Source organism: Agromyces sp. GL_144 (assembly GCF_057834305.1).
Map to the genome: position 1 here is coordinate 827,428 of NZ_CM174399.1, position 25,978 is coordinate 853,405.

Annotated in this window: 22 protein-coding genes; 12 read left to right on the forward strand and 10 right to left on the reverse strand. The window is 70.5% G+C overall.

Annotation, left to right across the window (positions count from 1 at the left end; all coding sequences use genetic code 11):
• The first annotated feature begins 22 nt into the window (after window positions 1-22).
• Both AC3IPY_RS03625 and AC3IPY_RS03630 read left to right on the forward strand, forming a co-directional pair.
• Window positions 23-1,774: a sensor histidine kinase gene (locus tag AC3IPY_RS03625; RefSeq protein WP_489188430.1), complete on the forward strand. Its 1,752-nt coding sequence runs from the start codon at window positions 23-25 to the stop codon at window positions 1,772-1,774.
• Entirely contained in the window at window positions 1,771-2,481 is a 711-nt protein-coding gene (locus AC3IPY_RS03630) for a response regulator (protein ID WP_489186747.1), read from the forward strand. The genes AC3IPY_RS03625 and AC3IPY_RS03630 overlap by 4 nt, the downstream gene beginning before the upstream one ends.
• Window positions 2,482-2,505: 24 nt before the next feature.
• Here AC3IPY_RS03630 and AC3IPY_RS03635 read toward each other — a convergent pair whose 3' ends face one another.
• Complete coding sequence (locus AC3IPY_RS03635; RefSeq protein ID WP_489186749.1) at window positions 2,506-3,273, reverse strand: hypothetical protein; 768 nt, start codon at window positions 3,271-3,273, stop codon at window positions 2,506-2,508.
• Window positions 3,274-3,517: 244 nt separating this feature from the next.
• Between AC3IPY_RS03635 and AC3IPY_RS03640 the strand changes: the two genes are divergently transcribed.
• Window positions 3,518-3,814, forward strand: coding sequence for a DUF2277 domain-containing protein (locus AC3IPY_RS03640; protein ID WP_489186750.1), 297 nt, complete (start codon window positions 3,518-3,520; stop codon window positions 3,812-3,814).
• Between the two features lie 47 nt (window positions 3,815-3,861).
• Here the strand turns inward: AC3IPY_RS03640 and AC3IPY_RS03645 are convergent, their stop codons facing one another.
• Window positions 3,862-5,616 carry an L-aspartate oxidase gene (locus AC3IPY_RS03645; RefSeq protein ID WP_489186751.1) on the reverse strand — a complete coding sequence of 585 codons (1,755 nt, stop codon included), beginning with the start codon at window positions 5,614-5,616 and terminating at the stop codon, window positions 3,862-3,864.
• 77 nt (window positions 5,617-5,693) lie between these two features.
• On the opposite strand from AC3IPY_RS03645, the gene AC3IPY_RS03650 reads away from it, so the two are divergent.
• On the forward strand, window positions 5,694-6,665 hold the full coding sequence (locus AC3IPY_RS03650; RefSeq protein ID WP_489186752.1) for a LysR family transcriptional regulator: 972 nt from the start codon (window positions 5,694-5,696) through the stop codon (window positions 6,663-6,665).
• Window positions 6,666-6,669: 4 nt separating this feature from the next.
• Here the strand turns inward: AC3IPY_RS03650 and AC3IPY_RS03655 are convergent, their stop codons facing one another.
• Entirely contained in the window at window positions 6,670-7,095 is a 426-nt protein-coding gene (locus tag AC3IPY_RS03655) for a hypothetical protein (protein ID WP_489186754.1), read from the reverse strand.
• A 90-nt stretch (window positions 7,096-7,185) separates the two neighbouring features.
• Window positions 7,186-7,755, reverse strand: a complete 570-nt coding sequence (locus tag AC3IPY_RS03660; protein ID WP_489186755.1) for a TetR/AcrR family transcriptional regulator — start codon at window positions 7,753-7,755, stop codon at window positions 7,186-7,188.
• Between the two features lie 133 nt (window positions 7,756-7,888).
• Here AC3IPY_RS03660 and AC3IPY_RS03665 point away from each other — a divergent pair, with 133 nt between their 5' ends.
• Window positions 7,889-9,292, forward strand: coding sequence for an FAD-binding oxidoreductase (locus tag AC3IPY_RS03665; protein WP_489186756.1), 1,404 nt, complete (start codon window positions 7,889-7,891; stop codon window positions 9,290-9,292).
• Window positions 9,289-10,680 carry a class I SAM-dependent methyltransferase gene (locus AC3IPY_RS03670; protein ID WP_489186757.1) on the forward strand — a complete coding sequence of 464 codons (1,392 nt, stop codon included), beginning with the start codon at window positions 9,289-9,291 and terminating at the stop codon, window positions 10,678-10,680. The genes AC3IPY_RS03665 and AC3IPY_RS03670 overlap by 4 nt, the downstream gene beginning before the upstream one ends.
• A 195-nt stretch (window positions 10,681-10,875) precedes the next feature.
• On the opposite strand, the gene AC3IPY_RS03675 is transcribed toward AC3IPY_RS03670, so the two are convergent.
• Genes AC3IPY_RS03675 through AC3IPY_RS03695 form a run of 5 tightly spaced genes read right to left on the reverse strand, consistent with a single transcriptional unit; the run spans window position 10,876 to window position 16,592 of the window.
• Entirely contained in the window at window positions 10,876-11,844 is a 969-nt protein-coding gene (locus AC3IPY_RS03675; protein ID WP_489186758.1) for a sugar ABC transporter substrate-binding protein, read from the reverse strand.
• Between the two features lie 55 nt (window positions 11,845-11,899).
• On the reverse strand, window positions 11,900-12,898 hold the full coding sequence (locus AC3IPY_RS03680; RefSeq protein WP_489186760.1) for an ABC transporter permease: 999 nt from the start codon (window positions 12,896-12,898) through the stop codon (window positions 11,900-11,902).
• On the reverse strand, window positions 12,895-14,382 hold the full coding sequence (locus AC3IPY_RS03685; protein WP_489186762.1) for a sugar ABC transporter ATP-binding protein: 1,488 nt from the start codon (window positions 14,380-14,382) through the stop codon (window positions 12,895-12,897). Before AC3IPY_RS03685 ends, AC3IPY_RS03680 begins: the two co-directional genes overlap by 4 nt.
• Window positions 14,379-15,776 (reverse strand): aldehyde dehydrogenase family protein, encoded by a 1,398-nt coding sequence (locus AC3IPY_RS03690; protein ID WP_489186763.1) that lies wholly within the window; start codon window positions 15,774-15,776, stop codon window positions 14,379-14,381. The genes AC3IPY_RS03685 and AC3IPY_RS03690 overlap by 4 nt, the downstream gene beginning before the upstream one ends.
• A 30-nt stretch (window positions 15,777-15,806) precedes the next feature.
• Window positions 15,807-16,592 carry an IclR family transcriptional regulator gene (locus AC3IPY_RS03695; protein ID WP_489186764.1) on the reverse strand — a complete coding sequence of 262 codons (786 nt, stop codon included), beginning with the start codon at window positions 16,590-16,592 and terminating at the stop codon, window positions 15,807-15,809.
• A gap of 410 nt (window positions 16,593-17,002) precedes the next feature.
• Here AC3IPY_RS03695 and AC3IPY_RS03700 point away from each other — a divergent pair, with 410 nt between their 5' ends.
• The 6 genes from AC3IPY_RS03700 to AC3IPY_RS03725 all read left to right on the forward strand — a co-directional run bounded on the left by AC3IPY_RS03700 (window position 17,003) and on the right by AC3IPY_RS03725 (window position 25,079).
• Window positions 17,003-19,351, forward strand: coding sequence for a hypothetical protein (locus tag AC3IPY_RS03700; RefSeq protein WP_489186765.1), 2,349 nt, complete (start codon window positions 17,003-17,005; stop codon window positions 19,349-19,351).
• A 221-nt stretch (window positions 19,352-19,572) separates the two neighbouring features.
• Complete coding sequence (locus AC3IPY_RS03705) at window positions 19,573-21,792, forward strand: HelD family protein (protein WP_489188431.1); 2,220 nt, start codon at window positions 19,573-19,575, stop codon at window positions 21,790-21,792.
• Window positions 21,793-21,869: 77 nt separating this feature from the next.
• Window positions 21,870-22,355 carry a nucleoside deaminase gene (locus tag AC3IPY_RS03710; RefSeq protein ID WP_489186766.1) on the forward strand — a complete coding sequence of 162 codons (486 nt, stop codon included), beginning with the start codon at window positions 21,870-21,872 and terminating at the stop codon, window positions 22,353-22,355.
• Window positions 22,356-22,534: 179 nt separating this feature from the next.
• Window positions 22,535-23,458, forward strand: coding sequence for a lytic transglycosylase domain-containing protein (locus AC3IPY_RS03715; RefSeq protein WP_489186767.1), 924 nt, complete (start codon window positions 22,535-22,537; stop codon window positions 23,456-23,458).
• A gap of 173 nt (window positions 23,459-23,631) precedes the next feature.
• On the forward strand, window positions 23,632-24,291 hold the full coding sequence (locus AC3IPY_RS03720) for a hypothetical protein (RefSeq protein ID WP_489186768.1): 660 nt from the start codon (window positions 23,632-23,634) through the stop codon (window positions 24,289-24,291).
• Window positions 24,288-25,079, forward strand: a complete 792-nt coding sequence (locus AC3IPY_RS03725; RefSeq protein ID WP_489186769.1) for a PspA/IM30 family protein — start codon at window positions 24,288-24,290, stop codon at window positions 25,077-25,079. The genes AC3IPY_RS03720 and AC3IPY_RS03725 overlap by 4 nt, the downstream gene beginning before the upstream one ends.
• A gap of 55 nt (window positions 25,080-25,134) precedes the next feature.
• Here AC3IPY_RS03725 and AC3IPY_RS03730 read toward each other — a convergent pair whose 3' ends face one another.
• Window positions 25,135-25,746: a DNA alkylation repair protein gene (locus AC3IPY_RS03730; protein WP_489188432.1), complete on the reverse strand. Its 612-nt coding sequence runs from the start codon at window positions 25,744-25,746 to the stop codon at window positions 25,135-25,137.
• Window positions 25,747-25,978: the final 232 nt, after the last annotated feature.

The following is a 25,978-nucleotide window of genomic DNA, read 5'->3' on the forward strand; positions in this document are numbered from 1 at the left end:
TGTTCATACTGGTCTCGTGCACATGACGGCGTGGGGGAGGCGGTGGAGCATCGCCACGCGCCTGTTCGTGCTGCAGATCGGCTTCATCGTGGTGCTCACCGTTGCGGCGACGATCTGGCTGTGGTCCGACGCGCGAGCGGATGTCGAGGCGGATGCCGCGGCGAAGACGATGGCGGTCGCCACCTCGATCGCCGACAATCCGTTCGTGGTCGCCGCGCTCGCCGAGGACGATCCGACCGCCGACCTGCAGCCGTACGCAGTCGCCGTGATGGCCGACACGGCCACCGACTTCGTGACGATCATGGATCCCGACCGAACCCGGTACACGCACCCCGATGTCGCGCAGATCGGCCTTCCGTTCCAGGGCACGATCGCCCCGGCGCTGCGCGGAGAGTCGTTCACCGAGACCTACACGGGCACCCTCGGCCCGTCGGTGCGCTCCACGGTGCCGATCGAGGATGCGGATGGCGAGGTCGTCGGCATCGTCTCGGCCGGCGTGACGGTCTCGAACCTCTCGGCCGTGCTCGGCGCCCGCCTGCCCATCGTGTTCGGGGCGGCGCTGGCGACGCTGCTGCTCGGCGCGCTCGCCGCGTGGCTGCTCAGCCGCTACCTGCGCCGGGTCACCTGGGGTCGAGGGCCCGAGGAGATGGGGCGCATGTTCGCCTACTACGAGGGCGTGCTCCATTCCGTACGCGAGGGCCTGCTGCTCGTCGACACGCAGGGCCGGCTCGTGCTCGCCAACGACCAGGCGATCGAACTCCTCGGCCTGCCGAGGCATCCGCCCGCGGCATCCGAGGAACCGGTCCCCGTCGTGGACCTCTCGCTGCCGCCGTCGTTGCGCGACCTGCTCGCCGGAGGGGCGGTCGCCGTCGACGAGGTGCACCTCACCGACGACCGGGTGCTCGTGGTGAACCAGGCCGTCGCCGTCTCGACGCCGTCGCCGACGGACCCGGGCCCGGCCCGAATCCTGGGCACGGTCACGACCGTGCGCGACCACACCGAACTGCAGCAGCTCACGGGCGAGCTGGCCTCCATGCGCACCCTCTCGGATGCGCTCCGCTCGCAGACGCACGAGTTCGCCAACCGGCTGCACACGATCGTGGCGCTCATCGAGCTCGGCCGGCCCGAACAGGCGCTCGCCTTCGCCGCCGACGAGCTCGACTCGCGCCAGGAGCTCGCCGACGACGTGATGGGCGCCGTCGAGGAGCCGGTGCTCGCGGCCCTGCTGTTCGGCAAGGCGGCGCAGGCGAGTGAGCGCGGCGTGGCATTGACCGTCTCGGTGAGTCCGGCGGTCGCGTCGACGGATGTCCCGCCGGCGGAGTGGGTGACGATCGTCGGCAACCTCATCGACAACGCGGTCGATGCCGTGGCGGCGACCATGGAGCCCTCCGTCGCGGTCCGCGAGCCGGCGGTGCACGTGGCGATCGACGTGGCGGCGGCGATGTCCGCGGAAGGGGTGGCCGTGGGCGGGGCGGCCGCGCGCATCCGCGTCTCGGACAACGGCCCGGGTGTCGTCGACCCCGAACGGGTGTTCCAGCGCGGCTTCTCGACGAAGGACCACGGGCAGGGTGGTCGCGGACTCGGCCTGGCTCTCGTGGGCCAGTCCGTGCGCCGCCTCGGCGGGACGATCGCAGTGGCTCCCGCCGACGGCGGCACGGGTGCCGTGTTCACGGTGCTGCTCCCGCAGCCGGCACCCGTCATGCCCGGCCCCGCGGGCGTCGACCCGCGTGGCGGCCGATCGCCACGCGCTGCCTCGAACGGGAGCAGCCGATGACCGACGTGGCAGTCCTGGTCGTCGACGACGAGCCGATCACGGCCGAGGCGCACGCCGAATACCTGCGCCGCCTCGACGGCTTCGCGGTCGCCGGCGTGGCGCACGACGGCAAGGAGGCGATCCGGCTGCTGCGGGACTCGCTCTCGGGCACGGACTCGCGCCGCGGCTCCATCGACCTCGTGCTGCTCGACATGAACCTTCCCGACATCCACGGCATCGAGCTGTGCCGCCGCATCCGCACGGCCGGCCTCGAGGTCGACGTCATCGCCATCTCGGCGGTGCGGGACGTCGCGGTGGTGCGTGCCTCGGTGCATCTCGGCATCGTCGCGTACCTCATCAAGCCGTTCACGTTCCCGGTCTTCGCCGAACGGATGCGCGGCTACCTGGGGTTCCGCGCCGGATTCGATCAGGCTGCCGGCGTCACCACCCAGGAGGAGGTCGACCAGTCGCTGGCACGCCTTCGCGCTCCCGGACCGGTAGCGCTCGACAAGGGCCTCGCCGGCGACACGCTCGGACGCATCGTCAAGGCCCTGCGCGAGCGGGACGCCGCGGCTTCGGCGAGCGAGATCGCCGTCGACCTCGCGATCTCGAGGGTGACGGCACGTCGATACCTCGAGCACCTGGCGGAGGAGGGCTCCGTCGAGCGGGCGCCGCGCTACGGCACCCCCGGCAGGCCCGAGCTCGAGTACCGATGGCGGCAGGGCTGAGGCCCCGAGCGATCGAGACGTCCGTCAGTCGCCCGAGGGCGCGCCGAAGTACACGACCTGCGAGTTCAGGAAGAACCTGACGCCCCAGACACCTCGGTCGGCACCCGCGGTCGGGATGTCGATGACGACGTCGCCGGTCGCGGATGCCTCGGGGTCGATGCTGCCCAACGTCTCGAGGGAACCGTCTGCCGTGGTCCACGGCTTCTCGATGACCTGGAGGTCGGGGGTGACGTACTCGAACTTCAACTGGACGGCGGGCACGGCGGGCATCGACCCGAGGTTCGTCACCGTGACCGGGACGGAGGCGACCTGCTCGCCCGCCTCGAGGTCGGTGGGCGGGTAGAGGGCCGCCACCTCGGTCGCGTCGAGGTTCGGAGCGCCGACCGTCACGTCCCATCCCATCCTGAAGGAGTCGTCGGGATCGCTCTCGAAGTGCACCGTCGACCCGAACGGTGCGGGGTCGTCGGGACTCAGCCCCACCCCGCCCTGGGCGGGTTCGGTCGAGCCGGGCAGGAACACGACCGACTCCTGCTCGGTGATGATCGGTGGCGTTGCGGCCCGATACGTGGCCTCGACGATTCCGACGACGGCGTTGGCGTACACGACGATGAGCACGACCGACATTGCGAGCCCCAGAGCGGCGAGCGGCACGCCGATGATCGCGGTGAGCCTGCCTCTGCGGCGCTGCGCCAGGCCGACGACGCCCAGCACGATGCCGACGAGGGCGCCGAGCGCGCCGACCACGTTCAGGAGCGGCACCGGCGAGAGCAGGAGCGCGGCTCCGCCCAGCACGACCGATGTCGTGCCCGGCCCGCTCAGGCCGGACCTGGATCCGGCGGGCGACGCGACATCTCGCGAGAAGTACGACGGTGTCGATGGGGGCGGTGGCTCCGCGGGGGTGGGAGGGCGGCGCTGCGCGGGCGGCGCTCCGGGCGGAGCGAACGGCGAGGGATCGGGCACGCACATACTCTGGCAGATCGAACGAGGGCGGTCCGCGATCTCGCCTCGCACTGAGGCCGCGCGTATCGTCGAAGGCATGTGCCGCAACATCCGCTGCCTCCACAACTTCGAACCGGCGACCACCGATGAAGAGGTGCGGGAGGCCGCCCTCCAGTTCGTCCGCAAGGTCAGCGGGTCGACGCGTCCCTCGCGGGCGAACACCGAGGCGTTCGAGCGTGCGATCGACGAGATCGCCGCGGCCACGCGCCGCATGCTCGACGACCTCGTCACGAACGCCCCGCCGAAGAGTCGCGAGGTCGAGGCGATCAAGGGCCGCCAGCGGCATGAGAAGCGCATGGAGCGGGAGGTCAGGATCCGCACGGCGCCGGCGTGAGCGAGCGGATGCCACGTGGCATCCGCCGCTACCGCCGCGAGGCCCGGCTACTCGACGAGCTTGCCGACCGTCGAGACCTCGCGCATGAGCTCCGCGATCTCGTCGGGGATGGGCGGGATGGACTCGCGGGTCACGCCGGACGAGGGCGACCAGACGAGGTTGACCTGCAGTGACTCGTCGAGCGAGGGGTAGTCGCTCCGGTTGTGGCATCCGCGGGTCTCGCGTCGCTCCAACGCGGCCGACAGCGTCGCGCGGGCGGCGAGGGCGGCCGACTTGAGGTCGAACGCGTGGGCGAGGTCCTGGTAGCCGGCGATGTCGGGGTGCACGCCGATGTCGGACATGCGCGCCTCGATCGCGTCGAGCTCGGCGAGTCCGGCCAGCAGGCCCGCCTCGTCGCGCACGACGCCGGCGTGCTCGGTCATCGTGTTGCGGATCGCGCGCTGCAGGGCGCGCACGTTCTCGGTGCCGTCGGAGGCGAGCAGCCCGGCGATCTCGTCGCGCGCGGTCTGCACGGCGGCGGCCGAGCGCCGCTGCGCCGTGAGCGCGCGCGAGTACGACACGGCGGCCTGACCCACGATGCGTCCGAAGACGAGCAGCTCGATGAGCGAGTTGCCGCCGAGGCGGTTGGCTCCATGAAGACCACTGGATGCCTCGCCGATGGCGTAGAGGCCCGGCACATCGGTGCCGTGGTCGTCGGGCCGAACCCACACGCCGCCCATCGAGTAGTGCGCGGTGGGCGCGATCTCGATCGGCTCCTTCGTGATGTCGAGCATCTGCAGCTCGAGCATGGTCTGGTACACCCGGGGGAGGCGCTGCATGATCGTCTCGCGGGGCAGGTGCGAGACATCCAGCCAGACACCGCCGTTGGGGGTTCCGCGGCCCTCCTTGATCTCGGTGTAGCAGGCCAGGGCCACGCGATCGCGGGTCGAGAGCTCGAGGCGCTCCGGGTCGTACTTGTGCATGAAGCGCTCGCCGAGGCCGTTGGTGAGGATCCCGCCCTCGCCGCGAGCGGCCTCGGAGATGAGGGTGCCGGCCGCGTTCTCGGGCTCGATGATGCCCGACGGGTGGAACTGCACCAGCTCGGGGTCGCGCACCCGGCCGCCCGCCTCGACGGCGAGGCGCCACGAGTCGCCGGTGTTCTCGTCGCGGCGCGAGGAGGTGCGACGCCAGATGCGGTTGTGGCCGCCGGCGGCGAGGACGACCGCGTCGGCGTGGATGAGGGTGCGCGTGCCGTCTTCGAGGTCGAACCCGTAGGCGCCGAAGACCGCACCGTCCTCGTTCACGAGGATGCGCGTGACGTAGACCGTGTCGAGGATCGGCACGTTCAGCTGCGCGGCGCGGTTGACGAGCGTGCGCTGGATCTCGAGGCCCGTGTAGTCGCCCGCGAACGCGGTGCGGCGGTAGGTGTGCGCGCCGAAGAAGCGCTGCGAGATGCGGCCGTCGTCTTCGCGGGCGAAGGGCATGCCGTAGCGCTCGAGGTCGTCGATGCCGCGGGCCGCGCCCTCGGTGACCGTGACGACGGTGCGCGGGTCGGCGAGCAGGTAGCTCTCCTTCAGCGTGTCGGCGGCGTGCTGCTGCCAGCTGTCGTCGGCGTCCATCGTGGCGAGGGCGGCGTTGATGCCGCCGGCGGCGAGCGAGGTGTGCGCGTCGGACTTGGCGCGCTTGCCGAGGGCCAGCACGTCGACGCCGGCCTCGGCGAGTTCGATGGCGGCGCGGAGGCCTGATCCGCCCGTGCCGATGACGAGGACGGTCGTGGAGATCTGGCGCTCTGCCGGCGCCTCGGCGGGGGTCGTGGTGCTCATGCCGACAACGCTAGGCAGCGGCATCCGATTACTCCAATGCATATAAGTGGTCGCGACCATACGTCTACGCTATGGATATGAACCTCGAGCAACTGCGCGGCTTCGTCGAGGTGGCCCGCTTCGGCAACTTCACCAGGGCCGCCGAGGAGCTCTACCTCGCCCAACCCTCGCTGAGCCGGCAGATCGCCGCGCTCGAGCACGACCTCGGCGCCGAGCTGTTCCACCGGGCTCGCGGCGGCAGCACGCTGACCGTCGCGGGGGAGTCGCTGCTGCCGCTCGCGCGCCGCATGCTCGCCGACGCCGAGTCGGTGCGCCGCGAACTCGCCGAGCTCGCCGGCCTCGAGCGGGGACGGGTGCGGCTCGGCGCCACGCCGACCCTCTGCATCAGCCTCGTGGCCGAGGTGCTGAGCGCGTTCCACACGGAGCATCCGGCCGTCGACCTGCACCTCTCGGAGCACGGGTCGCTGCAGCTGCTCGACGAACTGGCCGCCGGCGAACTCGACCTCGCGCTCATCACGACGTCGGATGCCACGACCGCCGCACGCTTCACCGTGACCCCGTTGCTCGTCGAGGAGCTCGTGCTCGTCTCGTCGGCCGGGGCGCCGCCGGTCACCACGCGCGACAGCATGCACCTGGCGGAGGTCGCGGAGCTGCCGCAGATCGTCTTCAGTTCGAGCTACGACCTGCGGGCCGCGACGGATGCCGCGTTCCAGGCGCTCGATCTGACACCAGAGGTCGTGCTCGAGGGAGCGGAGATGGACGCCGTGCTGCGGTTCGTCGAGCGCGGGCTCGGCGTCGCGATCGTGCCGGCGATGGTGCTCATCGACCGGCCGGGCCTGCGGTCGGTTCGTCTCGGGGCGGGCCGGGGTGGTGCGGGCTCGAGCGGTGCCGGCTCGCCCGTGCTCGCCCGCACCATCAGCGTCGCACGCCCGGCCGACGTCGCCCCGACCGCCGCGGTCGAGGTCATGCGGCGCACGATCACCGCCGGCGCGACGGCGTTCGCGGCACGGGCGGGCGCGACCATGCGGCTCGCCGACCTGAGCGCGTGAGCCGTCAGCGAGCGTGCTTCGGGAACGCGCGGCGCATGCGCGGCGTGCTGAGGATCACGCCCACCGCGAGGATCAGTGCGCCGCAGACGCCCTGCTGCACCTTGATCCAGAGCGGGAACTCGCCGGGGGCGGCGATGAGCAGGACCACGCCGGCCGGGATGAGGAACGACAGCAGGCGAAGGCGGCGATACGCCCAGTCGCGGCCCTGCGCGGCGAAGAATGCGAACGCGTAGAGGATCGCCGCGCCGATCACGACGGCGATGCTGCGGATCCAGACCACGGTGTTCACGAGGCTGGGATCGCCCTGTTCGGCGATGGCGAACCCCACCGCGGCCAGGCTGAACACGAGCAGGGCGACGAGGAGTGCGCGGATCGCGCGGAACGATCGCTGCAGTTCGGGGTGGGCGGGGGTGTCGAGGGTGGTGTGCACGAGGTGCCTTTCGAATCGGGGCGCGCGGGCGCGCGGCGTCTCCCGGCGAGGCGCCGGGTGTCGGATGGGTGGTGTGGGTGCGGGCCTTGGTCAGCCCGCGCGAACGGCGCGGTCGAACAGCTCGACCAGTTCGTCGGCATAGTGGTCGAGGTCGACCGATCGGTCGATGGCGAACGCGCCGACCGCGCGGTCGATCGCGGCGCGCACCGTGGCCGCCGCGATGCCCGGATCGAGCGGTCGCAGCTCGCCTGCGGCCCGACCTGCCTCGAAGAGCTGCGCGAGCAGGTCCTCGCTGCGCTGCTGGCCGGAGTCGGTCGGCACCGCCGAGGCGGCGACGATCTGCACGGCGGCGACCGCTGCGGACGGCTGCGCGCCGAGGAACGCGAGGTTGGAGCGGATGTAGGCGGCGAGCTTGTCGCGCCAGGTCGTCGCCGCTGCGATCTGCGGCGACATCTCCTCGCCCGCGCGGGCGAGGATGTGCTGCATCACGGCCGTCACGAGTTCGTCGCGCGACTCGAAGTGGTACGAGATGAGGCGGGTGCTCGAGAGCCCGGCGTGCTCGCGGATGCGCGCGAACGATGCCGCGGCCAACCCGTCGGCGGCGATCACCTCGATCATCGCCTCGATGATCTGCGTTCGTCGGTCCGAGTTTACTTGCATGAGTAACAGTATTACTCACATGAGTAAAATTCGCAAGCGGCACTCGGGAACCTGTTCGCGAGCGACGCCGGCGGCCGATCCGGTCGGCGTGGGCCGGTGGTCACGACGCCGCCGGCGGACTAGCGTTGGCCACGTGTCCGCACCCGCGATCGACGCACGCACCGCCCACGCCGCCGGCGTCGAGCGCCTGCTCGAGAGCTATCGGGCCGTGCCCGAGGCATCCGCGGTCCGACTCGCGAAGCGCACGTCGAACCTGTTCCGCACGCGGGCGAGGGCGGATGCCGCGGGGCTCGACACCTCGGGCCTGACGCACGTGATCGCGGTCGACGCCGACGCGCGCACCGCGGACGTCGCGGGCATGTGCACGTACGAGGACCTCGTCGCCGCGACGCTGCCGCACGGCCTCGCGCCGCTCGTCGTGCCGCAGCTGAAGACCATCACGCTCGGGGGAGCGGTCACGGGCCTCGGCATCGAGTCGACGTCGTTCCGCAACGGGCTGCCGCACGAGTCGGTGCTCGAGATGGACGTGCTGACGGGCGCCGGCGAGGTGATCACGGTGACGCGCGACGAGCACGATGCGCACGCAGACCTGTTCCGCGCCTTCCCGAACTCGTACGGCACGCTCGGGTACGCCGTGCAACTGCGCATCGAGCTCGAGCCGGTCGAGCCGTTCGTCGCGCTGCGGCACGTGCGGTTCCACGCGCTCGCCGGCCTCGTCGCGGCGATGGAGCGCATCGTCTCGACGGGCGAGCACGACGGCATGCGCGTCGACTACCTGGACGGCGTCGTGTTCGGCGCCGACGAGAGCTATCTGTGCCTCGGCACGCAGACGGCCGAGGACGGCCCCCTCAGCGACTACACCGGGCAGCAGACGTACTACCGCTCGATCCAGCACGCCGACGGCGTGAAACACGACCGGCTCACGATCCATGACTACCTCTGGCGCTGGGACACGGACTGGTTCTGGTGCTCGCAGGCGTTCGGGGCGCAGCATCCGCTCGTCCGAAGGCTCTGGCCTCGTCGGCTGCGACGCAGCAGCACCTACGCGAAGCTCATGCGCCTCGAACGCCGGTACGACCTCGGCGACCGCCTCGAGCGACTGCAGGGCCGGCCGCCGCGCGAACGCGTCATCCAAGACGTCGAGGTGCCGATCGGGCGCACCGCCGAGTTCCTCGACTGGTTCCTCGCGAACGTGCCGATCGAGCCGATCTGGCTCTGCCCGCTGCGGCTGCGCGGCGACGGCCCTGAGCGCGGCACGGCCTGGCCGCTCTACCCGCTCGAGCCGCAGCGCACGTACGTCAACGTCGGCTTCTGGTCGACGGTGCCCGTGGGCGACACCGAGGGGGCGACCAACCGCGCGATCGAGCGCGAGGTCGGCGCGCTCGAGGGGCACAAGTCCCTCTACTCCGACAGCTTCTACGACCGCTCGGAGTTCGACGAGCTCTACGGCGGCGACGCCTACCGGGCCGTGAAGGCGCGGTACGACCCCGACTCACGACTGCTCGATCTCTACGCGAAGGCGGTGCAACGACGATGACCACGACCAAGGGGCCGGCGACCGGCACGGGCGGGGGTGCGCTCGATCCCGACGCCCCCGAGAGCCGGGCGGATGCCTCGGGCGACACGGATGCCGCCGACCTGTTCACGCTCGCCGAGGTGCTCGAGATCTTCGCCGGCGTGCGGCTCCCGCTGCGGTTCAGCGCCTACGACGGGAGCACGGCCGGGCCGCCGGACGCGCCCTTCGGCATCGACCTGACGACGCCGCGGGGCACGACCTACCTCGCCACCGGTCGCGGCGACCTCGGCCTCGCCCGCGCGTACATCGCCGGCGACCTCGAGATCCACGGCGTGCATCCGGGCGATCCGTACGAGTTGCTGAAGGCCCTGGCCGACGACCTCGTGTTCACGCTGCCCTCGCCCAAGGTCATGGCCAAGGTCGTGCGGTCGATCGGTGCCAGGCACCTGCGCCCCATCGCCCCGCCGCCGCAGGAGGTGCCGCCGAGGTGGCGCCGGGTCGCCGAGGGGCTGCGGCACAGCAAGGGCCGCGACGCCGAGGCGATCCACCACCACTACGACGTCTCGAACACGTTCTACGAGTGGGTGCTCGGGCCGTCGATGACGTACACCTGCGCCTGCTATCCGTCGCTCGAGGCGAGGCTCGACGAGGCCCAGGAGAACAAGTACCGGCTCGTGTTCGAGAAGCTGCGCCTGAAGCCCGGCGACCGGCTGCTCGACGTCGGCTGCGGCTGGGGCGGCATGGTGCGCTACGCGGCCCGGCGCGGTGTGCGGGCCGTCGGCGTCACGCTGTCGGAGCAGCAGACGGCGTGGGCCAAGCATGCGATCCACGAGGAGGGGCTCGGCGACCTGGCCGAGGTGCGCTTCGGCGACTATCGCGACATCCGCGAGACGGGGTTCGACGCCGTCTCGTCGATCGGGCTGCTCGAGCACATCGGGGTGCGCAACTACGCGTCGTACTTCCGCTTCCTGCAGTCGCGGCTCCGCCCCGGCGGGCTGCTGCTCAACCACTGCATCACCCGCCCCGACAACACCTCGCAGGCCTCGGCGCGCGGCTTCATCGACCGCTACGTCTTTCCCGACGGGGAGCTCACGGGCTCTGGACGCATCATCCGCGAGGCGCAGGACGTCGGCTTTGAGGTGCTGCACGAAGAGAACCTGCGCCCGCACTACGCGCTGACGCTGCGCGACTGGTGCGCGAACCTCGTCGCCCACTGGGACGAGGCCGTCGCCGAGGTCGGCCTGCCGACCGCGAAGATCTGGGGCCTCTACATGGCCGGGTCGCGGCTCGCCTTCGAGTCCGGTGGCATCCAACTGCACCAGGTGCTGGCCGTGCGGCCCGACGAGCAGGGGGGCCGTGCTGATGGCGGCTCCGGCGACCTGCCGCTGCGGCCCTGGTGGACGCCGTGACGCGAATGCCCTGAGACGGCGAGGGGCGGATGCCACGTGGCATCCACCCCTCCCAGGTCGCGTCGTCAGCGCGTGCCTTCGAGCGGAAAGGCCCCGGAGCATCCGCAAGCGGAGCCTCCGAGGCCTTTCGATGATGCTGCGTGCGGGTCGACGTGGTGACTCGTCAGCCTCGAACCCGCCGGTTCACGCCGAAGCTCAGAACGTGCCCTTGTCGATGAACTCCTGGGCGTTGTCCTTCGTGATCTGCGGCGACGGCACGACCGTGTCCTTCTCGACGTCATCGCCGGCGAGGATCTCGAGCGCGCGGTTGAGGCCGAGGCGGCCGATCTCGTCGGCGCTGTTGAGGCCCGTGACGACGTAGTTGCTCGGCTTCGCGATCGCCTCGAGGGCTTCGAGCTGGCCGTCGACCGCGGCGAGCACGATCTGGTCGGTGAGGCCCGCGTTGTCGATCGCGCGCTGCGCGCCGAGGCACATCGCGTCGTTCTCGCAGAACACCGCCGCGAGGTCGGGGTTGGTCGCGAGCAGGCCCTCCATGACCGAGAGACCGCCATCCGAGCCCCAGCCCCCGAAGTCGGGTGCTTCGACGATCGTGAACGCCGAGTTCCCGCCGAGCACCGACTTGAGTCCGTCGGTGCGCGCGAGGCCGATGCTGTTGTCAGCGGGACCGCCCTTGATGACGCCGACCTCGCCGCCGTCGGGAAGGATCGACTCCAGGTACTCGCCGTCCTGCACGCCGATCTGCTCGTTGTCGGGGCCGATCCAGCTCGTGTACTCACCCGTCGCGAACTTCCGGTCGACCAGGACGACCGGGATGTTCGCCGCGGACAGCGAGTTGAGCACCGCGGGTGCCGACTCGAGCGGTCCGCCCGAGATGACGACCGCGTCGACGTTCTTGCTGATGAGGTCCTCGACGTTGGACGCGAGCTTGGCGGCGTCGCCGTCGGCGTCGGTGCTGATGGTCTCAGCGCCCTTCTTCACGGCCTCGTCCTTGATCGCCTTGTCCATGCCGCCGAAGTAGGGGCCGTCGAGCGTGAAGTTCGCGATGCCGATGGTGTAGGTGTCATCGCCGGTCGTGGCGCCGTCGCCCGAGTCGGACGCGCAGGCGCTGAGGCCGAGGGCGACCGTGCCCGCGACGATCAGGGCGCTGATGCGTGTGATGTGCATGTGTCTTTCTCCTTCGTTGGGGATGGTGCAGGTGGGGCGGGTTGGTGCCGCGCGGTCACCGTCCGCGACGCGAACGCGCCTGGATGATGATGACCACGAGGATGATGAGGCCCTTGAGGACCTGTTGCCAGAAACTCTGGACGCCGTAGAGGTTGAGCAGGTTGTTGATCAGCGCGAGCACGAGCACGCCACCGAGGGTGGCGCGGACCGAGCCCTTGCCGCCCGCGAGGCTCGCACCGCCGATGACGCACGCCGCGATCGCGTCGAGTTCGAACCCGACGCCGACGCTCGGCTGTGCGATGCCGACGCGGCTCGCGAGGATGACGCCCGCGAGACCCGCGCAGAGGCCGCTGATCGTGTAGGCGAGCACGAGGTGCTTCTTGACGCTGATACCCGCGAGCCGAACCGTCTCGGGGTTGCCGCCGATCGCGACGATGGCGCGGCCCGCCGGTGTCCGGGTCAGGAAGATTCCGCCGACGAGGAAGATCACGAGCATGATGACGGTCGTGAGGGGGACCGGCCCGAGCGAGAAGGTGCCGAGCCAGAAGAAGCTCGGGTCCTCAGGCGCGATGGGCACGTCGGAGTAGACGAATGCGAGACCGCGGATGGTCGTCAGGGTCGCGAGGGTCACGACGAACGGGGCGAGGTTGAACCCCGCGACGAGGGCGCCGTTGACGGCTCCGAATCCGATGCCCGTCGCGACGCCGATGAGGAGTGCGAGCGGCAGCGGCAGGTTCGCCACGAGGCCGGCGCTCACGATGCCCGAGAACGCGACGACCGAGCCGACCGAGAGGTCGATGCCTCCCGTCAGGATGACCACGAGCATGCCGAACGCGAGCAGGCCCGTCGTCACCATCTGCTTGAGCAGGTTCGTGAGGTTCTGCGGTGAGAGGAACGTCTCGGTCGTGATCGACGCGACGACCACGAGCGCGACGAGCAGGACGAGGAATCCGACCGCAACGGTGACGTCGCGGTTCGCGATGACGATGCGGGGGAGCTTGCGGGGCGCGCGGCGCTCCTGGGTGTTCGGTGGTGTCGAGGTGCCGACGGTCACAGGGTCTTTCCAATCGCGAGGGCGAGCACTTCGTCTTCGTCGGTGTTCGCGGAGGTGAGCTGGCCGGCGATGCGGCCCTCGTGCATGACGAGCAGGCGATCGGTGGCACCGATCGCCTCGGTCAGGTCGCTCGAGATGAGCAGGATCGTGTGGCCCGAGCGCGCGAGCGCGTCGATGACCCGGTAGATCTCGACGCGCGTCGCCATGTCGACGCCGCGCGTCGGCTCGTCGAGGATGAGCACGTGCGGGTCGAGCAGCAGCCACTTCGCGAGGATCGCCTTCTGCTGGTTGCCGCCCGAGAGCCGCACGATCTGCATGTCGGCCGAGTGCTTCGGCCGGATGTCGAACCGATCGACCATCTCGTCGACGCGAGCGTCGCGCCGTTTGCGGCTGATCATGCCGGCGACGGTGTCATCACCGAGTGACGCGAGCGTGATGTTGTCGCGCACGGTCATCTCGGCGACGAGGCCGGAGCGCTTGCGATCCTCGGTCACGAGCGCGACACCGCGGCGGATGGCCGCGCGCGGGCGGTCGAGCCTGACCCGTTCGCCTGAGATCGAGATGCCGCCGCGGTCGGCCGATGTGCCGCCGAAGAGGCACTGCGCGAGTTCGCTGCGTCCGGCGCCGACGAGCCCGAACATGCCGACGACCTCGCCGCCGTGCAGGGTGAACGACACGTCGGCGAACTCGCCGTCGCGGCTGAGCGCGTCGACCTCGAGGATCGCCTCGCCGCGCCCGTCGCGACGCTCGGGATAGATGCGCTCGAGACGGCGGCCCGCCATCGCGGTGATGAGGGCGTCTTCGGATGTCTCGGCCGGCGTGGTCGTCTCGACGACCACGCCGTCGCGGATCACGACGATCGTGTCGGCGAGGTGGGTGACCTCGTCGAGGCGATGCGACACGTAGATGACGATGACGCCGCGCGCCTGCAGCCGACGGATGAGCGCGAACAGCGACTCGAGGTCGCTGCCGGCGAGCACTGCCGACGGTTCATCGAGGATGAGCACACTCGGCTCCGTCGCCACCGCCTTGGCGATCTCGACCATCTGCTGGCGCGCGACGGTGAGGCCGCCGGCCTGCTGACGGGCATCGATGTCGCCGAAGCCGAGCTCGTCGAGGATGCCCTGCGCACGCGCGTGCGCGCCGGCCCAGTCGATGAAGCCGCGCTTGCGGGGGAGGGCGCCCATCAAGAGGTTCTCGGTCACGGTCAGCTCGCCGATGAGGGTGAGCTCCTGGTAGACCGTGCGGATGCCTCGACTGCCGGCGTCGTGCGGCGAACGCAGGTCGAGCACTTCGCCGTCCCACCGCAGCTCGCCCGACGTCATCGGTTCGGCACCCGAGAGGATCTTGATGAGTGTCGACTTTCCGGCGCCGTTCGCGCCGACGATCGCGACCACCTGTCCGCGGTCTCCGACGATGTCGATGCCCTTCAGCACCTCGGTCGGGCCGTACGACTTGTGAACGCCATGCATGCCGAGGGTCACTCGAACGCCTCCATGACGATCATCGTCTTCTGGCGCGTGAGGTCGGTGACGGTCTCGTGCAGGCCCTCGCGGTAGCCGCCCGTGGCCTTCGTGCCGCCGAACGGCAGGTTCTCGGCACGGAGCGCGGTGGAACCGTTGATGACGACCCCGCCGACCTCGAGCTTCTTCGCGATCGAGAACGCGCGCGAGATGTCGCGGGTGAAGACGGCCGCCTGCAGGCCGTAGGGCGACTCGTTCGCGAGGCGCACTGCCTCGTCGGTGCTCGTGAAGCGCGCGATGGGTGCGACCGGGCCGAAGATCTCCTCGTTGAAGGCGGCGCTCTCGACCGGGACATCCGACAGCACCGTCGGCTGGTAGAAGGCGCCGTCGCGCGCACCACCGGTGAGCAGCTTGGCGCCGTCGGAGACCAGCTGGGCGACGGCGGTCTCGACCGAGGCGGCCGATCGCTCCGCGATGAGCGGGCCGACGTCGGTGGCGCGGTCGAGTTGGTCGCCGAGACTCAGGGCCGCAGCCTTGGGCAACAGCATCTCGAGGAACTCGTCGTGCACCGCATCGTCGACGTAGACGCGCTTGACGGCGCAGCAGATCTGGCCGTTGCCCCGAGCGAGCCGGCCCAGGACGACCGCATCGGTCGCCTTCTCGAGATCGGCGTCGGAGCAGACGATGAGCGCGTCGTTCCCACCGAGCTCGAGCAGGACCTTCTTGAACGTGTCGGCACCGCGCCGGGCGATCTCGCGACCGGCGATCGTGGACCCCGTGATCGTGACCGCCGCGATGCCGGGGAGCGACGCGAGCGCCTGCGTGACGGGAATGCCTCCGGTCACGAGTTGGTGCACATGACGTGGGGCGCCGGCTTGCTCGAACATCGCCTGGATGCGCACGAGCGAGAGCGGGCACCGCGACGGCGGCTGCACGATCACGGCGTTGCCCGCGGCGATCGCGGCGGCCGCCTTGTGCGCGTACAGCTCGACGGGGTAGTTGAAGGGGACGATCGCGGCCACGACGCCGAGCGGCTCGCGCACCGTGACGGCGAGGTTCCGCTCGAGGCCGGGCACGGCATCGAGCGGGATCTGACGGCCGAAGATGCGGGTCGCCTCCGCGGCGTACCCGCGGAAGATGCGGATCGCGGCGTCGACCTCGCCCTCGGTCTGGGGGAGCGGCTTGCCGTTCTCGGTGGCGAGGAGGAAGGCGAGGTCGTCGCGCTCGTCCGCGATCTGCTGCGCGACGGCGAGGAGGAGTTGCGCACGCTCGTACGAGGGCATCGAGGAGATGGCGCGCTGGCCCTCTTGGGCGTCTTCGACGGCGCGGAGCACCTCCGCTTCGGTCATGTCGAGGATCTGGCCGAGGATCTCGCCCGTACCAGGGTTGGTGATGTCGATCGTTGCGAGGGTCATGAGTGCTGTCTCCGTGAGGTGGTCTGTGGCTTATCCGGCAACGGCGCGGATGGAGCCCGTGCGTCCGAGGGACTGCCCGATCTCTCGCGCGACGCGAAGAGCGGTGGGAGAGAACTCTCGCCAGTCGTCGGCACTGATGCGGGTGGCGGGTGCCGAGACGCTGAACGCGCCGACCGCCTGGCCGGTCGCATTGACGATCGGCACGCCGATGCAGCGGACGCCGAGTTCGTTCTCTTCGTCGTCGAGGGCGTAGCCCTGGATCCTCACGCGATCGAGTTCGGCGTAGAGGTCGGCTCCGACATGCGTCTTGTCGGTCGGCCGCACGAGCTCGCCCACGAGAAGCGCCTCCTGTTCGGAACGCGACATGAGCGAGAGCATCGCCTTGCCCATCGCGGTGCAGTGCAGGGGGACCTGCTTGCCGATGCGTGAGACGAGCCGCACCGACTGCTCGCTCTCGACCTTGTCGACGTACACGATCCGGTCGCCGAGTCGCACGCCGAGGTGGGCGGTCTCGCCGCTGATCTCGGCGAGCTCGACGAGGTACGGATGGGCGATCTGTCGGAAGAGGTCCTCGTGGAGGTACTGGCTCGCCAATTGCACCAGCCGGACGCCGAGCCGGTAGGTTCCCGCGCCGTCGCGAACGACGACACCGAGGTCGAGCAATGTCGTGGCGTAGCGATGCGCCGTGCTGACGGCCACGTGCATGTGCGCAGCGAGCTCGCGCAACCCCACACCGTCGGTGCCGCTCTGGGCGATGACGTCGATCAGATCGAAGGCCTTTGCGACGCTCGTCGACTTCCCTGTCGTACTTTCCATTCGAATGACTCGAATCCACTTCTACTCTTGCGAATACGTGTGGATACTCTGACGCGCTCGGACACCACTGTCAAGTGACAACGTCGATTCGAATTGCTCGAATCGATCCCGGTTCCCTCGAATCCAAGTTTGGTGGAGCGTCGTTGACAGCTTGGTCTCCGCGGCCCTAACGTCTCCCTCGGGAGTCGAAATAGTCGACACCCGTTCGGATATGTCGAATGCAATTGTGTCGACCGGCCGAACTTGTGACTGCAATGAAGGAGCACAACGCCATGAGGACTAGGCACAAGAGCGTGACTCTTGCGACCCTGGTGGCCACCGCTGCCTTGTGCGCCGGCACGCTCGTCGCCCCAGTCGGGCTCGCGAGCGTAGCGGCGGCGGCAGAACCGGACGCACCAGATGCATCGATCGTGTTGGGGGATCCCAACGAGCCGAACGGACTCGTCCAGATCGAGGAGGGCGACGGACGAACGGCGCCCGTCACGGTGGACGGGAAGAGCGCTCGCCAGTTGACCAACGCAGGCGCCAAGTACCTGTACATCAGGATCGACGACGCGATCGCCTTCGACAGCACGTACGTCGCGTGCGTTCGAGCCGACTACTACGACGAAGGCAAGGACGGCCTGACCCTGCAGTACGACTCCCGCACCGGCGCATTCGCCGCTGCCGGGACGGTGACCCGTGCCGACACGAAGACGTGGCAGACGGCGGAGTACAACATCGTCGACGGACGGTTCGCCAACCGTCAGAACGGCGGCGCCGACTTCCGACTCTCGACCGGGTCGGGTGGTGCCACCATCCACAGCGTCTCGCTGACGATCATCGAGGACGACGACGGCGTCACGCTGCCCTGTTCCGCCGGCGACGCCGCCCCGACGACCACGTGGAAGGTGCTCCACTCGGAGGACTTCCAGTCCGACGCCCGAGCGGTCGACACCGACCAGAGCGACTGGGTCCGGTACAACTACGACCGCTCGACCGACACGATCATGGACGACGACGGTGACTGGTGGAAGAACGACTACGGGCCGGAGTGGGAGGAGAACGTCCTCAACAGCTTCGCGACCTATCGCAAGAACGTGCAGTTCGGCAAGGACGGCTGGCTGACGGCGACGCTGTCGGCCCGCGACACCGAGGATGCGGGATCGCCCCAGGAGCCGCCGCGGATCTCGACGACGCAGCTGTCCACGGGCGAGAAGGCGCTCAAGATCGATTCGCCCAACTCCTACGACGGGGCCTTCGTCACGACGACCGAGAAGCTGCCGCCCGAGTACCGGCTCGAGTACCACCTCAAGACGCTCGACTTCGGCGGTGAGCGCAACGGCAGCATCCTCTACGACGGCAAGGAGAACGGGTACACGATCACGGACCAGTGCAAGACCCAGTTCCCCTACGCCGAGGGCATCGGCTCACCCGGATGGGCCAGTGATCCGACCGATCCCGACCCCTGCGCCTGGCAGAACGTCGTCGACGGCCCGTTCGGGTACAACGCCTTCCACCTGCTCGGGATCGTCGACTTCGACAACCCCGAACCCGCCAACCTGCACTTCTGGCACTACCGTCGGAAGATCCTGATGGACTCCTTCGCCCAGCACCCCGACCGGGTCGGTTCGGGCAGCGGCGGCCAGGTCTGCAACCCCGCCGACAACTCGACCTACGCCTATCGCGACAGCACGGCGAACGTCATCGACATGTGGTTCAACGGGCTCCCGAACTTCACGCCCGGCAAGGGCGGGATCACCGGCAACTCGCAGTGGTTCTCCACGACCTGCACCAGGGGGCTCCCGGTCCCGATCTCGCCGTACGCCGCTGCCGAGATGCAGCCGGAGATCATGCCGGAGTCGGACTACGTGTTCGCGGTCGAACGCAGCACCACGGGCTACACGCTCGAGGTGACGGGCGACTTCCTGCACGCGGGCCACAAGACGCTGCGCTTCTACTCGCCGTTCATCGGGGGTGCGACGCCGATCTGGCACTACAACAACACCCCGGATCAGTACGACGGCCGCTACAACCGGGCGCTCGTGCAGAACGGGGTCTACGGCCAGCAGCAGTGGGACGACCAGTGGCCGGATGACTCGGCCTACCCGGACTTCCCGATCATCGGCGACCCGTACACGGACGCCGGCGAGGGAAGTGCGACGATCGACTCGATCCGGCTCCTGGTCCCGGGCAAGGACACCACCAAGCCGGAGTCGACGTTGGTCTCGCCGACGACGGAGGGCCCGTTCGCGGCGCTGAACGTCCAGGTCGATGCGACCGACGAGGACGGGCTGGCACGCGTGGTGGCCAACGTCTATCAGGACGGCAAGCTCGTCAAGTCCACCCAGACCGCCGGGAACGGCGCGACCGCGGTGAGCCACAAGGCGACCGTCGATCTCCCGGAGGGCACCTACCGGGTGCGCTACAACTCGCAGGACCTCGCCGGGAACATCTCGGCGACCCGGGAGCAGACCGTCGTGATCGACAAGACCGCCCCGACCGCGACGGTGAAGACCGGAGCGGGCGAGACGGTCGGTGCCGACGGCACGTACTCGAAGGTGTCGTTCAAGCTGTTCGATGCCGGCAAGGTCGACAAGCTCGTCCTGAACGGAGTGGAGAAGAACCTCACCGACAACGCCTGGTCCGACCTGAACTACGTCAAGCCCGGCGCATTCGGGGCCGTTCTCGGAACGAACACGCTGGTCGTTCACGACGTGGCCGGCAACACGTCCACGACCGAGTTCACCCTCGTCGCCGCCGAGCCCGGTCCGGCATGATGCGCTGAGGGCGCAGGCCCAGCACTGCGAGGGGCGGATGCCACGTGGCATCCGCCCCTCGTCGCGTGAGCGGGGGCGCCCGGGCGGTGGCGCGAGGGCGGGCGTGCCGGCGCGGCATCCGGGGCCGGTAGAATCGACGGTTCCGTCGTACGAGGGGAACCGACATCAGCAGCATCCTTCCCACCACGCCCGTCGCTGAGGAGCAGGCGGCGCTCGACCGCATCCGCGAGGTCGTCGCCGAACTCGTCGCGCAGGAGACCGAGAACCTTCGCGTGACGCTCGGCCGACCGCGCGAGGGCCTGAACCTCACCGAGCGCGATGCGCTCGCGGCGCACCACGCGCAGCGGCTGCAGGGGCTGCGCACCGCGTCGTACGGCCTGCTCTTCGGCGGCGTCGAGACCGACGACGGCGGGCGGTTCCGCATCGGGCGCATCGGCCTGAGCGACCCCGACGACGGCGAGCGGCTGCTCATCGACTGGCGCGCTCCCGTGGCGCGCGCGTTCTACACGGCGACGCCGCTGCACCGCGAGGGCCTGAAGGCCAGGCGCCGCATCACCTCGACCGACCGCACGGTCACGGCGGTGTACGACGAGCCGCTGCTCGTCGACGACCTCGACGACCTCGGCGACGCCGACAGCCGCGACGCCGCGCTGATGGCCGCCCTCGACCGGCCGCGCACGCAGCACATGAGCGACATCGTCGGCACGATCCAGCGCGAGCAGGACGCGATCATCCGCGGTCCCCTCGCGGGCACGCTCGTCGTGCAGGGCGGCCCGGGCACCGGCAAGACGGCGGTCGCGCTGCAGCGCGCCGCGTACCTGCTCTACGAGCACCGCAACCGGCTGGCGAAGTCGGTCGTGCTCATCGTCGGCCCGAACCTCCGCTTCCTCGAGTACATCTCGCAGGTGCTGCCCTCGCTCGGCGAGGACTCGGCCGTGCTCGTCACGCCGAGCACCCTCGTGCCCGGCGTCACCGCGACCGCGACCGAGTCGCCGCTCGCGGCCGAGTTCAAGGGCCGCCTCGCGATCGTCGACGCGCTCAAGCAGGCCGTACGCGCCCTCGAGGTGCCGACCGGCGGCGGGTCGCGCGTGCTGCGTCCGGCCGGCCTCAAGCCGATGACCCTCGACGGGCGGATGCTGCACCGCGTGCGCACCCGAGGCCGCTCGGGCGGCACCCCGCACAACGCCGCCAGGCCGAAGTTCGAGAAGGCGCTGCTCACCGAGATCCTCCGCATCGAAGACGAGGAGCACGGCGCCTCGTCGATGGAGGACTGGGAGCGCCGCGCCGACTGGGCCGAAGACCCGGCGGTGCAGGACCTGTTCGACGAGCTCTGGCCGCTGCTCGACCCGGTCGAGGTCGTGCGCGGGCTGTTCGGCGACGTCGACCGGTTCGACGCCGCGTTCCCCGGGCTCGAACCCGCCCTGCGCCAGGCGCTGCTGCGCCCGCGCGAGCACGGCCTGACGCCCGCCGACATCCCGCTCGTCGACGAACTCGCCGAGTTGCTCGGTGAAGACCCGCGACCGGCGGCGGCCGCAGCGGCTCGCGCCCGATCCGATCGCGCGACCGACGTCGAGTACGCGCAGAACGTGCTCGACATGGTCACCGACGCCGATGCCGACGCCGACCACGTGAGCGCGCCCGTCTCGATCGTGAGCGCCGCCGCGCTCGCCGACCGGCAGGCCGCGGGCGACGGCCGCACCCCGGCAGAGCGCGCGATGCACGACCGGGAGTGGGTCTACGGGCACATCATCGTCGACGAGGCGCAGGAGACGAGCCCGATGCTGCTGCGCGCGCTCATCCGTCGCTGCCCGACCCGGTCGATGACCCTCGTCGGCGATGCGAACCAGTACACGGCGACCGATTCCCCCTTCACCTGGAACGGCCTCCTCGACCCGCAGGTGCCGAGGTGGAGCCGCACCGACCTCACCGTCAACTACCGCACGCCCGGCCGCATCATGCGCATCGCGACCGGCGTGCTGCGCCGCGTCGACCCCGGAGCACCCGAACCGACCTCGGCCCGCGACGGCGACCACGAGCCGCGCATCGTGCGCGTCGCTCCGGCCGCACTCGGCGAGGCCACCGCCCGCGCCGCCGCCGAGGCGCTCGCCGAGAGCGAGGGCACCGTCGGCGTCATCGCGCCGCTCGGCCTGCACGGGGTGCTGCGGGGGCTGCGAGCGCCGGATGCCGCGAGCTCGGCCGGTACCGCCGGTGAGGGGCCCGTCGACGGCGCGGGTTCCACCCGCCCCGCGGCATCCGACCGACTCTGGATCGGCACGCCCGACGACGCGAAGGGCCTCGAGTTCGATGCCGTGGTCGTCGCCGTGCCGCCGATGCCGGCACCGCAGGCGGTGACCTCCGCCACCTGGAAGCGGCTCTACGTCGCGCTCACCCGGCCGACGCAGCGGCTCACCGTGGTCGAGGCGGGCGACGCGATCGGCTGATCGGGCTGCCGACGGTCAGCGCGCCTTCCATCGTCACAACCTCGTCGGCGAGGACCATGCCGCGGCAGACTTGGCCCATGGCGATCTCCGGCACCGACCTCATCCACCTGCGTCGCGCCGTCGACCTCGCCCGCGAGGCGGTCGAGGCGGGCGACGGCCCGTTCGGGTCGGTGCTCGTCGATGCCGCGGGCGTCGAACGCTTCGCCGAGCGCAATCGCGAGCGGAGCGAGGCCGACCCCACGAGGCATCCGGAGTTCGACATCGTCCGCTGGGCGGTGGCGAACCTGACGCCCGAGGAGCGTGCGACCGCGACGGTCTACACGTCGGGCGAGCACTGCCCGATGTGCTCGGCGGCGCACGCGTGGGTCGGGCTCGGGCGCATCGTGTACGTCGCCTCGTCGGAGCAGATCTCGGGGTGGCGCCGCGACGCCGGCAGCGGCCCGTCGGCGGTTGCGCCACTGCCGATCACGTCGATCGCACCGGGCCTCGTGGTCGAGGGCCCGGCCGACGAACTCGTGCCAGAGGTGCGGGCGCTCATCGAATGGTCCGTCGGGCGGGGCTGAGCGGCACGGGCCCCGCGGCCTTTCCGGCGGCCGCTGCCCGATGGGGAGAACCCGATGCGGCGCCCGCAGGACGCGCGTATGGTGAGTGAGCGGGTCATCGGCGTCGACCTCGAATGAGGCCGACCCCCGAGCGACCCGGCGGGCACGCCCTCACCGACGCCCGAACGGAGCGACCGACCATGTCCTGGGACGACGAATTCGACGCCGACGAGCACGGCGACCGTCGCCGTGCCAAGGCGCCGGTCACGGGTTGGCGTGTCGTGCGCCTCGTCGCCGCCTACACGGGCGCCGTGGTCGGCGTCGTCGCGCTGGTCGTCGGCGCGGTCTTCGCGTTCAACGTCGTCGGCACGGCGACCAATCCGGGCGGGTTCGCGGCCCCGGCGGCCGGCGGGCCGCGAGCGGCGCTGCCGCCGACGGTCGACCGGCCCGGGTCCGATGTGCGCGGCAACGACGACGAGGGTCTCGACGACGAGAACGTCACCGACGCCGCACCGCTCGAGGACCCGACCGAGCTCTCGGGGGCGGGCTCCGGCACCTCACCGCTCGAGGTCGTCGACGAGGCCTGGATCGCGAGCGTCGCCTCGGCCACCGGCATTCCCGAGCGCGCCCTGTCGGCCTACGCGCTCGCGCATGTGCTGATCTCCGCCGAAGATCCCGAATGCGGCCTCGACTGGGCGACCATCGCCGCGATCGGCAAGATCGAGTCCGGCCACGCCGGTCACGGCAAGACCTCGCTCGACGACGAGGGCCGCGCCCAGCCGCCCATCATCGGGCGCGCGCTCGACGGCAACGGCACGGCGAAGGTCGCCGACACCGACGGCGGCCGGCTCGACGGCGACACCACGTGGGACCGCGCGGTCGGACCGATGCAGTTCATCCCGTCGACGTGGTCGAAGTGGGCGGCCGACGCGAGCGGCGACGGCGTGGCCGACCCGAACCAGATCGACGACGCCGCCCTCACGACGGCGCTCTACCTCTGCGCGTCGGGCCCGATGACGACCTCCGAGGGCTGGCGCGCGGCGGTGTTCTCGTACAACCACGACAACGCCTATGTCGACCAGGTGGCGAAGGTCGCGCTCGAGTACGCCGACTCCGCCGGGTAGCACCGCGGATGCCGCGAGCCGTCGTTCGGCATCGATCGGCGCGGTCCGACGAAGGCGCCGAGCGGCGCCGCACCTGCGAATCTGCCGACGGGGCTGGGGAATCACATGATTCCGGGGTATTCTCGCGACACGCGTTATATCGCGTGTTGACGCGGTCGTCGGAGTGAGTGGGGGTGGTGCTCGTGACGGGCATCGAGGCGATCCTGATCGGGCTCGGCGTGATCGTGCTGCTCTCCATCGGCGTCATGGTGACCTTCGTGCTGGTGGTCCGTTCCATGATCCGGCGGGCGCGACGCAACCGGGCGCTCAGCGGAGCGACCCTGCGCACGAAGGCGCGGCTCGCTCGCGGTCCGCAGCGCACCGTGCTCGCCCTGCGCGTGCGCCTCGATGAGACGCTGCGAAGCGGCGGCGCCGCCATCGAGGTCGTCGCCGACGGCGCCGCGCCCGCGGCCGCCGGCTCCCGATACGAACTGCCCCGACTGTTCCGGCGCATCGCCGACGAGGGCCGGGTGCTCGACCTCCAGCTGCGGCTCATGGAATCCGAGACCGATTCCGCGGCGCTGGCCGACGAGCTGCCCGCGGCCCGGCATCGCGTCGAGCAGGTCGAAGGCCTCGTGAAGCAGGTGCGCTCGGCCGTGGCATCCGCCCTCTCGGGTTCGACCGACGACATGCTCTCCGCCCTCGGCTCGGAGGTCGACCGCGAGGTCGCCTCCCTGCACGCGGGAATCGAGCAGCTTCAGGCGCTGAATCGGCGTGACGGGCGCGCGACCGGCCCGACGACGACGCATCCGACCACGACTTCGACCGTTCGAGATGAGGGGAACCGATCATGAGCAGCAGCAACAGCAATTCGGCGAGGATGAAGACGATCTTCCGCAGCAAGACCACCAAGGCGCTCGACCGCATGGAGGACCCGCGCGAGACCCTCGACGACAGTTACGACCAGCAGGTGAAACTGCTCCAGCAGGTGCGCGTCGCCGTCGCCGACGTCGCGACCGCGAAGAAGCGCATCGAGCTGCAGGGTGAAGAGATGGGTGCGCGCTACCAGCGCCTCGGCTCGCAGGCAGCCGAGGCGCTCGCGCAGGGTCGCGAAGACCTCGCCCGTGCCGCGCTCGAACGCCGCGCGATGCTCGAGGGCCAGGTGGCGCAGCTGCAGAACCAGTTCGCCTCGCTGCAGCAGCAGACCGCCCAGCTGCAGGAGCGCGAGCGCCGCCTCACCGACCAGGTCGCCGCGTTCCGCATCGAGAAGGAGACGATCAAGGCGACCTACACCGCCTCCGAGGCGCAGGTGCGCGCGAACGAGGCCGTGTCGGGCATCAGCAACAGCATCACCGATGTGGGGTCCAGTCTCGACCGTGCGCGCGACCGCGTCGCGCAGATGCAGGCGCGTGCGGCTGCGACCGATGAGCTGCTCGCGAGCGGCGCGCTGACCGACCTCACGGCCGCACCCGACGCCGACATCGAGCGCCAGCTCGCCGCGGTCTCGGCGCAGGCCGAGATCGAGCGGCAGCTGCAGGCGCTGAAGGGCGGGGCCGCGCCCGGCGGGAGCGGCGCCTCGGCCACGCAGCAGCCCGGTTCGGGCGGATGGACGAGCATCGGGCAGGGCGGAACGTCCGCGTAGGGCCGGCCAGCGGCATCCGATCGAGGCATCCGTTCGACTCAGCCGATGCGCGCGGCTACGCCCCCTCGCGGCGGCGCACGATCTCGGCGATCCAGCTCGGGGCGAACGGCGAGGTGCAGTTCGGCGGCGTCGGATAGTCCTTCAGCACCTCGAGGCGCTCGCCGATCTCGAGCGCGCGGGCCCGCAGCCCGGGGTTGAAGATGCCGATGTTCGCGAGGCATTCGTTCATGGCCCACTGCAGGCGGTCGGGTGCGTCCTTCATGTCGGCCTTGATGAGGTCGAGCAGGCCCTCGAGGTCGAGCCCCTCCGGCGACTTCTGGACCCGGGTCGTGGTCAGCGCCCAGCCGGCGCTCGCCACCACCGGGTCGGCGTCGTCGAACCACGCGACGCGCAGCTGCTCGACGTGCGGGCTCTTCTTCACCACGTAGTTCACGAGCCAGTCGTGCACCTTGGCCGCACGGGCCTCGCGGAGCATCGCGTCGAGCTCGGCCGCGCTGTACAGCTTCGGCCGGCAGATGAGCAGCGCGACGAGGCGGGCAGGGGTGTCGTCGGTGTCCCAGAGGCGAAGGGCGAGGTCGTGATCGGTCTTCAGCCGCTTGGCCACCGCGCGCAGCCTGGTCAGGTTCACGCCGTGGTCGTCGCCGTGCCGCTCGTTGACCGCGCGCATCTTCGGGTCTTCGAGCGCCGCGAGCTCGGCGAGCACCTCGCCGACCTGGTCGTCGGTGCCGGGCTCGAGTGCGCCGGCCTCGAGCGAGGCCGTTCGGGTCGTGGCCGCGTCGATCGTCACGTTGGCTCCTTCGTCTGCGCAGCGGGTTGCCTGCACCGGGCTTCCAGCCTACGTCGGCCACCTGCGACCCGGCGGGGCGGGGCGAGCGGATGCCGCGACATCCGGTGCTCGT

Coding starts and splice junctions, on each gene's coding strand:
- AC3IPY_RS03625 (WP_489188430.1), top strand. CDS start 23: ATGACGGCGTGGGGGAGGCGGTGGAGCATCGCCACGCGCCTGTTCGTG.
- AC3IPY_RS03630 (WP_489186747.1), top strand. CDS start 1,771: ATGACCGACGTGGCAGTCCTGGTCGTCGACGACGAGCCGATCACGGCC.
- AC3IPY_RS03640 (WP_489186750.1), top strand. CDS start 3,518: ATGTGCCGCAACATCCGCTGCCTCCACAACTTCGAACCGGCGACCACC.
- AC3IPY_RS03645 (WP_489186751.1), bottom strand. CDS start 5,616: ATGAGCACCACGACCCCCGCCGAGGCGCCGGCAGAGCGCCAGATCTCC.
- AC3IPY_RS03650 (WP_489186752.1), top strand. CDS start 5,694: ATGAACCTCGAGCAACTGCGCGGCTTCGTCGAGGTGGCCCGCTTCGGC.
- AC3IPY_RS03660 (WP_489186755.1), bottom strand. CDS start 7,755: ATGCAAGTAAACTCGGACCGACGAACGCAGATCATCGAGGCGATGATC.
- AC3IPY_RS03670 (WP_489186757.1), top strand. CDS start 9,289: ATGACCACGACCAAGGGGCCGGCGACCGGCACGGGCGGGGGTGCGCTC.
- AC3IPY_RS03675 (WP_489186758.1), bottom strand. CDS start 11,844: ATGCACATCACACGCATCAGCGCCCTGATCGTCGCGGGCACGGTCGCC.
- AC3IPY_RS03690 (WP_489186763.1), bottom strand. CDS start 15,776: ATGACCCTCGCAACGATCGACATCACCAACCCTGGTACGGGCGAGATC.
- AC3IPY_RS03695 (WP_489186764.1), bottom strand. CDS start 16,592: ATGGAAAGTACGACAGGGAAGTCGACGAGCGTCGCAAAGGCCTTCGAT.
- AC3IPY_RS03710 (WP_489186766.1), top strand. CDS start 21,870: ATGGCGATCTCCGGCACCGACCTCATCCACCTGCGTCGCGCCGTCGAC.
- AC3IPY_RS03715 (WP_489186767.1), top strand. CDS start 22,535: ATGTCCTGGGACGACGAATTCGACGCCGACGAGCACGGCGACCGTCGC.
- AC3IPY_RS03725 (WP_489186769.1), top strand. CDS start 24,288: ATGAGCAGCAGCAACAGCAATTCGGCGAGGATGAAGACGATCTTCCGC.
- AC3IPY_RS03730 (WP_489188432.1), bottom strand. CDS start 25,746: ATGCGCGCGGTCAACGAGCGGCACGGCGACGACCACGGCGTGAACCTG.